Origin of the sequence: Brevundimonas goettingensis, assembly GCF_017487405.1 — a bacterium.
Lineage (GTDB): Bacteria > Pseudomonadota > Alphaproteobacteria > Caulobacterales > Caulobacteraceae > Brevundimonas > Brevundimonas goettingensis.
Genome location: NZ_CP062222.1, coordinates 1172382 through 1183226, shown reverse-complemented (window position 1 = coordinate 1183226; position 10845 = coordinate 1172382). Strand labels below are relative to the sequence as shown.

Annotated in this window: 11 protein-coding genes; 8 read left to right on the top strand and 3 right to left on the bottom strand. The window is 68.8% G+C overall.

Features of this window, described 5'->3' with window-relative positions; all coding sequences use genetic code 11:
- Positions 1-188: 188 nt before the first annotated feature.
- The 3 genes from IFJ75_RS05900 (at position 189) to IFJ75_RS05890 (ending at position 2467) form a co-directional block, all read left to right on the top strand.
- Positions 189-707, top strand: a complete 519-nt coding sequence (locus tag IFJ75_RS05900) for an FKBP-type peptidyl-prolyl cis-trans isomerase (RefSeq protein ID WP_207931692.1) — start codon at positions 189-191, stop codon at positions 705-707.
- Positions 708-823: 116 nt separating this feature from the next.
- Positions 824-1570, top strand: coding sequence for a transglutaminase-like cysteine peptidase (locus tag IFJ75_RS05895; protein WP_207931691.1), 747 nt, complete (start codon positions 824-826; stop codon positions 1568-1570).
- Positions 1571-1663: 93 nt separating this feature from the next.
- Complete coding sequence (locus IFJ75_RS05890) at positions 1664-2467, top strand: transglutaminase-like cysteine peptidase (protein WP_207931690.1); 804 nt, start codon at positions 1664-1666, stop codon at positions 2465-2467.
- Positions 2468-2470: 3 nt separating this feature from the next.
- On the opposite strand, the gene IFJ75_RS05885 is transcribed toward IFJ75_RS05890, so the two are convergent.
- Positions 2471-3511, bottom strand: coding sequence for an enoyl-CoA hydratase/isomerase family protein (locus IFJ75_RS05885; protein ID WP_207931689.1), 1041 nt, complete (start codon positions 3509-3511; stop codon positions 2471-2473).
- Positions 3512-3609: 98 nt separating this feature from the next.
- Positions 3610-4341 carry a hypothetical protein gene (locus IFJ75_RS05880; RefSeq protein ID WP_207931688.1) on the bottom strand — a complete coding sequence of 244 codons (732 nt, stop codon included), beginning with the start codon at positions 4339-4341 and terminating at the stop codon, positions 3610-3612.
- Positions 4342-4450: 109 nt separating this feature from the next.
- Between IFJ75_RS05880 and hemB the strand changes: the two genes are divergently transcribed.
- The 3 genes from hemB (at position 4451) to IFJ75_RS05865 (ending at position 7590) form a co-directional block, all read left to right on the top strand.
- Complete coding sequence (gene hemB / locus IFJ75_RS05875; RefSeq protein WP_207931687.1) at positions 4451-5455, top strand: porphobilinogen synthase; 1005 nt, start codon at positions 4451-4453, stop codon at positions 5453-5455.
- A gap of 74 nt (positions 5456-5529) precedes the next feature.
- Positions 5530-6297, top strand: coding sequence for a carbonic anhydrase (locus tag IFJ75_RS05870; protein WP_207931686.1), 768 nt, complete (start codon positions 5530-5532; stop codon positions 6295-6297).
- A gap of 75 nt (positions 6298-6372) precedes the next feature.
- Positions 6373-7590 carry a hypothetical protein gene (locus IFJ75_RS05865; RefSeq protein ID WP_207931685.1) on the top strand — a complete coding sequence of 406 codons (1218 nt, stop codon included), beginning with the start codon at positions 6373-6375 and terminating at the stop codon, positions 7588-7590.
- Here IFJ75_RS05865 and IFJ75_RS05860 read toward each other — a convergent pair.
- Positions 7587-8666 carry an alpha/beta fold hydrolase gene (locus IFJ75_RS05860; protein ID WP_207931684.1) on the bottom strand — a complete coding sequence of 360 codons (1080 nt, stop codon included), beginning with the start codon at positions 8664-8666 and terminating at the stop codon, positions 7587-7589. The two genes, IFJ75_RS05865 and IFJ75_RS05860, sit on opposite strands and share 4 nt — an antisense overlap.
- Before the next feature lie 80 nt (positions 8667-8746).
- On the opposite strand from IFJ75_RS05860, the gene IFJ75_RS05855 reads away from it, so the two are divergent.
- Together IFJ75_RS05855 and IFJ75_RS05850 are read left to right on the top strand one after the other, a co-directional pair.
- Positions 8747-9064 (top strand): hypothetical protein, encoded by a 318-nt coding sequence (locus IFJ75_RS05855; RefSeq protein ID WP_207932491.1) that lies wholly within the window; start codon positions 8747-8749, stop codon positions 9062-9064.
- Positions 9061-10653, top strand: a complete 1593-nt coding sequence (locus IFJ75_RS05850) for a cryptochrome/photolyase family protein (protein ID WP_207931683.1) — start codon at positions 9061-9063, stop codon at positions 10651-10653. Before IFJ75_RS05855 ends, IFJ75_RS05850 begins: the two co-directional genes overlap by 4 nt.
- Positions 10654-10845: the final 192 nt, after the last annotated feature.

The window sequence follows — 10845 nt, the reverse complement described above, 5'->3', positions numbered from 1 at the left end:
TGTTGCGGAACGGGGACATATACTCGCTTTTCCGACGAAATAAAGGCCGGTCCACAAGGAATTATGCCGTCCTTCGGATTCCCGCTTTTCACCCGCCCGAAACCCTGCCAGGCGCGCTCGCCCAACATGGAAAGGCGACCGGCATAGCGCCACTTTTCGGCGCGCCGGGACCCTGCTAGCGTCGCTATATGACCCCTATCGCACGCCTCGCCCTGATCTCCGTCGCCGCCCTCGGCCTGACCTCCGGCCTCGCCGGTTGCGCCGCCACCGTGCCGCCGACCATCCTCGCCGCCGCGCCGAACGATGCGACGGCCTGGGTCCCGGCCCAGCGCGCCTATCTGGCCTGGAACCTGACCAACCGCGGCTGGAACGTCACCCCCTCGGGCCTGCAGTACAAGCGCGTCGGCCGCGCCTTCCCCAAGGCCGCCCAGCCCGTCTCGACCGACACCGTCCGCGTCCACTATCGCGGCACACTCATCAACGGGACCGAGTTCGACAGCTCCTATTCGCGGAACGAGCCCGCCTCCTTCCCCCTGAACCGCGTCATCAAGGGCTGGACCGAGGGCGTCGCCCTGATGCACGTCGGCGAGACCTATGACTTCGTCATTCCCGCCAACCTGGCCTACGCCGGCCGCCGCATGGGCGACGATATCCCGGCCGAAAGCACCCTGCTGTTCCGGGTCCAGCTGCTGGCGGTCAACCCGTAGGACAGTCCCCAAGGGACCGACGCTCCGGCGGCCTATGGTCCGACTGGAGGAAACACCCGATGGCGCGGGGACCGGCGGCGAGCCAATGACGGGGCTCGTTTCACCGGAATCTCCCCATGACCGGCTCAAGCATGACCTGCGGCCTGCTGCTGACGGCGGGCCTGGCCCTGGCTTTCGGCGGCGCTTCGGCGGGGTCGCCCCCAGGCTCGCTACAATCCACCGAACCGACGCGGAGCACCGCCCCGACGGCGCCCCTGGGCGATCCGGCCAGGCCGCCCACCGGCTACCTCACCCTGTGCGAACGTCATCCCGAGGAATGCCGGGCCGCCGAGAACGCAAACGGCGAGGCTGACGACGACATTCGCCTGGAAGCCGGCGCCCTGCTCTACAAGCGCGCCTTCGCCGGTCCCGACGCGCCCGTCGCCGCTGGCGCCGATGCGCCGCCGCCGGAACCGGCGGAGACCGTGCTCGTCATAACCCCGCAGCTTCTGGCCCTGCTGTATCGGGTCAATCATCTGGTGAACGCGGAAATCCGGATGAAGAGCGACGTTTCCAACTACGACAGGGTCGACTACTGGAACGTCGCCTCCGGCGAGGACGAGCATGGCGACTGCGAAGACTACGCCCTGACCAAACGCCACCTGCTGGTCGACGCCGGCGTGTCCCCCGACGTCCTGACCTTCGGCATTGTCCGCACGTCCTGGGGCGAACTCCACGCCGTCCTGATCGTCACGACCGACCAGGGCGACATGATCCTCGACAACATCACCGGCGACATCCTGCACTGGAACAACACCGGCTATCACTGGATCAAACGCCAGACGCCCGGCCAGCCCCTCGACTGGCGCCGCGTCGACTCCTAGACCGACATACAACTTATGAGAGTCCATTTACCCTGTAATTGACGCATAGATTGTTTTCGATTCCACCCGACAACCGCCGGCGCGATCCTCTTCGTGGACGAGGAGACCTTCGCCATGGGCAAGCCGGGACTATTGCTGACGACCGCACTGGCCCTGGTGGGCGGCGACCTGACCCATGCCCGGACGCCCCCGCAACACGCCGGGCCCGAGCGCACCCCTACCCCCTATGCGCCCGAGGGTCGGGCCGCCGCCCCGCCCGAAGGCTTCCTCGTCCTCTGCGAACGCACACCCGCCGAATGCCGTGAATCCGGCGAGGAGGACGGCCATGACGACGCCGCCATCCGCAAGCAGGCCTCGACCATCGAATGGCGCAACGCGTTCGGCGGCCCGGCCTCGGCCGCCTTCCCGCCCGGGGCGACCGGCGCCCCGCCGCCCGGGACGCCACCGGTCCACCCCCCCTCCCCGGCCGGACGCGCGGCCCTGACGCCGTCCGGCGCCCTGGTCATGACCGCCGAGCGCTGGGCGCTGGTGGACCGCATCAACCAGTCGGTGAACCGCGCCGTCCAGATGGAGAGCGACCAGGCCCAGTACGGCCAGTCCGACTACTGGAACGTCCAGTCAGGCCGCGACGAGCACGGCGACTGCGAGGATTACGCCCTGACCAAGCGGCATCAGCTGATCGCAGCTGGTGTTCCTCCCGAAGTCCTGTCCTTCGGGATCGTCCGCACGCCCTGGAACGAGCTGCACGCGGTGCTGATCCTGACCACCGACCAGGGCGACATGATCCTGGACAATCTCTCGGCCTGGATCCTCCACTGGGATCAGACAGGCTATCGCTGGATCGAGCGCCAGACGCCCGGCCAGCCCTTCGACTGGCGCACCGTCGAGGCGTCCTGACCGCTAGAGCGGCGTCCATTCCTCATCGGCCGGCAGGGGCGCGAACAGGGCCGCCACCGCGGCGTCCGACACCCCGTCAAGCGTCGCCGGCGACCATTGCGGCGCATTGTCCTTGTCGACCACAACGGCGCGCACGCCCTCCTGGAAGTCATGGGTCGAGACGATGCGGCCGCCCAGCCGGTATTCCATGGCCATGTTGTGGGCGAACTCGGTCAGGGTCGCCCCGGTCCGCACCTGTTTCAGCGACACCTTCATCGACGTCGGCGACTTGGTCTTCAGCGTCGCCAGCTGGGCAAGGGCCCAGTCCGACCCGTCCGCCGCAAGCGCCGCGAAGATCTCTTCCACGCTGTCGAAGGCGAACAGCCGGTCGATCGCCTCCCGGTCGATCGTCGCCGGTCCCGGATCGGTGGCGCGATGCTTCGCCACGGCCTCCGCCGGCTCCACCCCGCCCATCAGATCGGCCTTCAGGGCCATGACGCCGTCCGACGGCACGAAATGCGTATGGATGCCCAGGGCCACCGTATCCGCCGCCTTCAGCCGCGCTCCCGTCAGGGCCAGCCAGACCCCCGTCTGTCCCGGCAGCCGCGACAGGAACCAGCCGCCGCCCACGTCGGGGAACAGGCCGATCCCGGTCTCGGGCATCGCGTAGGTCGTCCGCTCGGTCGCGATCCGCACCGAGGCCGGCTCGGAGATGCCCACGCCCCCGCCCATGACGATGCCGTCGACCACCGCCGTGATCGGCTTGGGGTATTCGAACATCAGATGATTCAGCCGGTATTCGGTCTTGAAGAAGGCCTTCGCCTCGGAGGCGTCGCCCGCCCCGCTCTCGGCGATCATGCGGATATCGCCCCCGGCGCAGAAGCCGCGCTCGCCCATATGGTCGATCAGCACCCCGACCACCTCCTGATCGTCGCGCCACTCCGTCAGGGCGTCGATCATCGCCTCGCACATCGCCTTGTTCAGGGCGTGCAGGGCCTTGGGCCGGTTCAGGGTGATCCGCCCCACGGCGCCGTCGATACGGGTCAGGACTTCGGCTTCGGACATCGGACTCTCCCGCGACGGTCTGGGGCGGTGATAGGCAGAGCCGCCGCCCGCGTCGAGCCGCGCCGCCGCAATCCCCGCCTGCGATTTCGCGGGACCAGTCAGGACTTCGGCGTCACCGTCAGCTTGTAGGGGATGAACATCGACAGCTCGAGCGGCCCGGACTGGATCCAGGTCACCCGGTTTTCCAGCCCTTCGGCCTGAACCCCGTACCCCGGTCCAAACGCCTGGGCCGTTGCGCGCGCGTCCTCCGCCATCAGGGCCAGGATCGGCGTACGATACTGGGCCGGGTTCAGGATCGACAGCTGCCAGTCGCCGGTGATGTTGAGCAGGGTCCGGCCCGCCTTGGGCGCGCCCTGGACGAAGCGCTCGATCCGTCCAGAGGCGCTGTCCATGGTGTCGTCGGCCCGGATCGGCGTCTTGACGATCAGGGAGGCGGTCGAGGTGTCGGAACGGTTGCCGTCGACGCCCAGGGTCAGGGTGCTGACCATGTCCTCGGTCAGGGGCGTCAGGGCGCCGTCCACCTCGATGCTCAGGTCGATGTCGGCCTGCCGCCCCGCCGCCCGCGCCAGGCCGCGCAGGGTCTCGATCAGTTCGGCTCGCCTCTGGGCCGCGTCCCGCGTGTCGCCGACGGCGCGGATCTCGACGATCAGATTGTCGGCGCGGCGGTCGAGCCGGACGGCCGGAATCTCGTCCGGATCCCATCCTCGCACGCGTGAGCCCGTGACCACCACCTCCTCGACCGCCCCGGACTGACAGAAGGCCGGCGAGGCGGCGGCCGCTCCGAGGGCCAGGATGACGGCGGCGACGGCGACAGCGGTGTTTTTGATCATTGGCGGTTCCTCCCGCCCAAGGTTGACCACCGATCCGCGAACCTGTCACCCGCCCCTCACCCTTGCCCCGGCCTTTGCAGCCTGGCCGCCCTTGGTCTAAGCCGCGCCCATGACTCTGCCCTTCATGCCCGCCGCCTTCCCCATGGCCCGTCCCCGTCGTCTGCGCGCCAGCCCGTGGGTGCGCCGTCTGGTCGCCGAGACGGTGCTGACCCCGTCCGACCTGATCTGGCCGCTGATCGTCCATGACGGCGCCGAGGACCGCTTGCCGGTCCCGTCCATGCCCGGCGTCTTCCGTCTGTCGCCGAAAGCCGCCGCCGCCGCCGCGGTCGAGGCCCGCGATCTGGGCATCCCCATGGTCGCCCTCTTCCCGAATGTCGACGCCGCGACCAAGGACGCGATCGGGACCGGCGCCACCGACCCCGACGGCCTGATCCCCGACTGCATCAAGGCCATCAAGGACGCGGCGCCCGAGATCGGCGTCATGTGCGACGTGGCGCTCGACTGCTACACCGACCACGGCCATGACGGGGTGGTCGAGGACGGCCGCATCCTCAATGACGCCTCCCTGGACCGCCTCGCCGAACAGGCCTTCATCCAGGCCCATGCCGGCGCCGACGTCGTCGCTCCCTCGGACATGATGGACGGCCGGGTCCAGGCCATCCGCGAGGCGCTGGAGGCCAACGGCTTCCACGACACACTGATCCTGTCCTACGCCGCCAAGTTCGCCTCGGCCTTCTACGGCCCGTATCGCGATGCGGTCGGCTCGGCCAAGATGCTGACCGGCGACAAGAAAACCTATCAGATGGACTACGCCAACTCCGACGAGGCCCTGAAGGAGGTCGCGATGGACATTTCGGAGGGCGCGGACGCCGTCATGGTCAAGCCCGGCATGCCCTATCTGGACATCGTCCGCCGCGTGCACGAGACCTTCAAAATCCCGACCTTCGCCTACCAGGTGTCGGGCGAGTATTCGATGATGCAGGCCTCCATCGCCAACGGCTGGCTCGACCAGGACCGCGCCATCCTCGAGACCCTCCACGGCTTCAAGCGCGCAGGCTGCGCGGGGGTGCTGACCTATTTCGCCCCGCAGGCGGCGAGATTGCTGGGGGCCTGACTCCGCCAATCTCTGCTTGACCTCACCGACCACCGTTCGGAAAAGGGTTGACGCAAAGGCAGGTGGGGATCGGCATGGGCTTTCTGTGGTTCGGGCGGAAGAAGCCCTCTCGCGGATCAACGCCCGCTGTATCGCTGGACTTCGCGGCCTCGCCTGATCCCGAGGTCGTCGTCGCCGGGGCCGTGGCCGCCGCGGCCGCCGCCCTGACGCCCCATCCGTCGCCGACGCCGGACGAGGCCCTGCAGATGCTGCGCGACGGCAATGCGGCCTTCCTGTCGGGGGCCTCCAGCCTCGGCCACGTCACCGCCCACGACCTCGACGCCCTGCAGGGCGGCCACAAGCCCATCGCCACCATCGTCGGCTGCGCCGACAGCCGCACCCCGCCGACCATCCTGTTCAACCAGGGCCTCGGAAAGCTCTTCATCATCCGTGTGGCGGGCAACACCGTCGACCGGCGCGGCCTGTCGTCCATCGTTTACGCCGTCAAGCACCTCAGCTGCCCGCTTGTGGTGGTCATGGGCCACACCGGCTGCGGCGCCGTGGCGGCGGCCGAGGCCGTGGTCGACGGCAAGGCCGAGCTCGATCCCTCGCTGGAGGAGATGATCGTCCCCATCCTCCCCGCCGTCCTCTCGGCGCGGAAGATCGGCGGTCCCGATCAGGCCCGTCTCGCTGTCGAGGAGAACGCCCGCCGCGTCGTCGCCCGCCTGCTGACCGCCGACACCGCCCTGGCCCAGGCCGTCGATACCGGCGCGATCAGGATCGTCGCCGCCGTCAAGGACATGGTCACCGGCCGGGTCGACTTCCTCGACCTGCCCGACGAACCCGCCCCCGCCCACCACTAAAGCCCGTTTTCCGGCTCCGCTTTCGTCCTTTCTTCATCCCCTCCGGCGACAACTTGCCCGGGAAGGGACAAACACGTGGCGGCAGTAGCCTGTTTGCGAGTGTTGCTGGACGGCAACCGGACGGAAGTGCCGGCGGACCAGCTCGGCCCGCTGGTCGCCAAATATTCCAACCTTTTCCTCGAGGTGCGCTGGAAACTTCCGCGCCACTACGACCAGCTCAGCCCCTACGCCTATCTGCTGGGCGACCCGGACGCCGAGGAGCTGGACACCGTCGAACTGGCCCATCTTTCGCACGACCTCCAGACCAAGCTGTTCGGCGCCGGCGTCGAGGACGCGGTCAAACTGGTCCTGTTCGAGGGCGACGACGAGGCCATCGACACCTTCGCCAACTGGTCGTCCGAGGCCGTTCTGGACGCCATGGAGGACCCGAGCCGTCTTCCCCGGGGCGGCCTGCTGCGCCGCATCGCCCGCGACGGCGCCCTGATCGAGGTTCCGGAACACACCGAAAGCGCCGCGACCGCCGAGGCCTTCCGCTTCGGCCCCACCATCGACACCGCCCAGGGCGTCTGGTTCAGCGCCGGCCAGACCTTCATCGGCGATGTGCTCAGCTGCACCCCGGTCACCGCCTCGACCTACTACAGCCTGCTGGACGGCCCGGACCACCAGCCCGAGGACACCGAGACCTTCGACGCCGCCTGCGTGACCACGGCCCTGCGCTTCCTGGTCGACTTCCCGGTGATCCAGCCCCTGATCCTGCCCGTCTCCTTCTCGACCCTGGTCCGGCCCAGCCAGCGCGCCGCCTATGAGGACCTGCTTCTGGTCCTGCCCGAGGGCTATCGGCACAAGCTGTCGGTCAGCGTCTATGACACCCCGCGCGGCCCGTCCTTCTTCGCCCTGAAGACCATCCGTCAGGCGCTCGATCCGCACTTCGGCGCCATCGACCTGTGCACCCACGATCCGGACTTCCAGATCCAGCAACTGGGAACCCGGGCCGTGTCCAGCGTCACCCTGGCCCTGCCCGACGCCAGGCCCGACGTGCGGCTGGCGGCCATCCGCCGCTTCGCCAGCCACGCCTCCCACTATCGTCGCCGCCGCATCGTCGCGGGGATCGCCAACATCCGCTTCCGGGCCGAGCGCGAACTGGCCATCGCGCTGAAGGTGCCCTTCCTCTCCGGCCCCGGCATCTGCCGCATCCAGAGCGAGCCCGTCGGCGGCCGCCGCTGGGAGGCCGAGGCCCTGCCCCTGCTTCAGATCACCCCCGGCGCCGCCATGGCCGCCGCGACGGCGGCCTAGCCCCCGGACCGCGCCAGCAGGGCGATCAGGTCGTCCTTCCAGAACACCGCCCAGGTATGGGTCCCGTGCCCCTTGCCGCCGACGCTGTTGGGGATCAGCCGGTACTGGCCGTTGCGGATGCGCGGGATGAACTGCTCCGACAGCCCCAGCTCCGGCGGATTGATGAAGTCGTCGGCCGAGTTGATCCACATCACCGGCGCGGTGATCTTCTCCAGATCGGCCGAGGGGTCATAGTCGCTCGAGGCGTTGACCTGGTACCACAGGTCGTTGGCGTCCAGCGTCGGCAGCCGCCGCGTCTGCTGGGTCCGCGCATAGGCGTCCACGGCCTCGGGCGTGGCCAGATCGTGCTGCAGCGGCATCGTCGCCCCGCCCGCCAGCACCAGCAGGTCGACGGCCTCCCTCAGACCCAGCTTCGGCTGCTCGACATAGTTCCCGCCCATCCAGGCCGGGTCGTTGCGGATGGCGTCCTTCAGCATGGTCCGCCACAGTCGGTTGCGCCCCACCAGCGCCGTCGGCTCGCACGCCAGCGGCATCAGGGCGTCGGCGAAGTCGGGATGGGTCTCGCCCCAGACGAAGGCGTGCATGCAGCCCATCGAGGTGCCCAGGATCAGCCGCAGGTGATCGACGTGCAGCCCCTCGACCAGCATCCGCCGCTGGGCCTCGACCATGTCTGCGTACTGATAGGCCGGAAAGGCCGCGCGCAGCCCGTCGCTGGGCTTGGTCGACTGCCCGTGGCCCAGACTGTCGGGCATGATGATGTAGTAGCGGGTGATATCCAGCGGCTGGTCCGGCCCGAACAGCTCGCCCGCGAACTGGGGCGACAGGAAGGTCGCGCCAGTCCCGCCCGTGCCGTGCAGGATCATCACCGCATTGGTCACCCGCCCCTCGGCGTTCCGCGTCGGCGTCCCCAGCGTCCGGTAGTGCATCCGCAGCTCCGGCAGCGTCCCGCCCGACCGGATTTCCAGCGGCCCGCCGACATAGTCGCCCTCGACGGGTGTGTAGCGTGGCGGGGGCGTTTGGGCGTTCCCCGCCCCACCCCAGAGGACCAGCAGGATCAGGCTCAAAAGGATGCGCATGGTTCGACTCCGGGGATTGGCTCCCGCATCCTGCACGGCAGCCGGGAACCGGAACAGCCCCCCGATGTTCGTCGCCCTTGATGAAGTACCCGACGACGCCTGACGGACGCTATTTCGAGGTGCGCGGCCGGCTGTGGCGCACCTCGCGGCCCGACCTCGATCCCGATGAACGTCAGCGGCTGGTGAACGCCCTCATGGATGCCCGACGAGCCGTCCGGACCGCGCTTTCCGGTGAGAACCCGGACGACCTCCGCCAGGCCCGCCGGGACGTGGACGCCGCCAAGGTGGCCCTGGGCGAACGGGGCCCTGTCTGGTGGACCGACGGCGCGCCGGATTACAATCAGCACATGGCCCGGAACACTCCCTATGCGGACTGGTTCGCAGGACTCGGCTCATGAGAGCCGACCCGGACGGCCCCGTCCTGCGCCTCGTCCTCGGCGACCAGTTGTCGAACGCACTGACCGGCCTGGGCGACCTCAACCCCGACCACGACGTCGTCCTCATGGCCGAGGTACGCGACGAGGCGACCTATGTCCGCCATCACAAGCAGAAGATCGCCCTCACCTTCGCGGCGATGCGCGCCTTCGCCGCCCGGATTGCGGACCGCGGCGTCGCCGTCCGCTATGTCCGCATTGACGATCCCGACAACACCCATTCCATCGTCGGGGAACTCCACCGCGCCCTGGACGCGAGCCCTTTCTCCAAAATCGTCCTGACCGAATGTGGCGAATGGCGGCTGGCCCAGGCGCTGGAAGCCTTCGCCGGCGTCGCTACCGTTCCGGTGGAGATTCGCGAGGACCGCCGCTTCATCTGCTCCCGGGACCGTTTCAGACGCTGGGCGACGGACAAGCGCGAACTGCGAATGGAGTTTTTCTACCGGGAAATGCGCCGCGAGACCGGCCTGCTCATGGACGGCCCGGACCCTGAAGGCGGACGCTGGAACTACGACGCCGAGAACCGCCGCAAACTCACGAAAGGCCTGCGCCCGCCCCAACGGCTGAGAACGCCGCCCTCCTCCCTGACCCGCGACGCCATCGCCGACGTCGCCCGCCTCTTCCCCGACCATTTCCGCGATCTGGAGAGCTTCGGCTGGCCGACCACGGCTGAGGAGGCCGAGACGGTGCTGGCCGACTTCCTCGACCGCGTCCTGCCCGCCTTCGGGGACTGGCAGGACGCCATGGCGGAAGGGCAGCCGTGGATGTGGCACGGGCTGATCTCGACCGCGATCAACCTCGGCCTGCTCGATCCTCTGGACGTTTGCCGCAGGGCCGAGGCCGTCTATCGCGCGGGCGCCGCCCCCCTGAACGCGGTCGAGGGGTTCATCCGCCAGATCCTCGGATGGCGCGAGTTCATGCGCGGCGTCTACTGGCTCAAGGTCCCGGAATACCGCCAGAGGAACGCGCTCGACGCCGACCGCGTCCTGCCGTGGTTCTACTGGTCCGGCAAAACCGACATGGCCTGCGTCGCCGACGTGGTCGCGACCAGCCGCACCAACGCCTACGCCCACCATATCCAGCGGCTGATGGTCACCGGCAATCTGGCCATGATGCTGGGCGTGCATCCCGACGCCGTCGACGACTGGTATATGACGGTCTACGCCGACGCATACGAATGGGTGGAGATGCCCAACACCCGCGGCATGGCGACCTTCGCGGACGGCGGCATCGTGGGTTCCAAACCCTATGCGGCCTCCGGCGCCTATATCAACCGGATGAGCGACTACTGCGGCGCCTGCCGCTATGACGTGAAGGGCAAGTCCGGCGACGGCGCCTGCCCGTTCAACCGGCTCTACTGGGGCTTTCTGGAGCGCAATCGCGGCCGTCTGCGCGACAATATCCGCCTCGCCATGCCCTACCGGACTCTCGACGGGTTCGGCGAAGCCCGGCGCGCCGACCTGCTCGCCGAGGCGGAGCGGACGCGGGTTTCGCTCGGAGCGATCGTCGGGGAAAAGGCGACAAAGGGGGAGACGGAAAAGGGGACGCCCTGACCGGCGTCCCCTCCCCGTTCGTCGACGCGCCGGTTTCTCCGGCCTGCCGCGCCCGTTCTGGCCGCGACAAATCTGCTCGATCCGCGAGCGGCGGGAGACGCCGGGATAATCGCGCCTCCCGCCGCCTGCCCCGAAACCCCTCCCTCGATAGGATTCCGGCCTTGCGGACCTCTCGCCGCCGCGCCCTTCCAG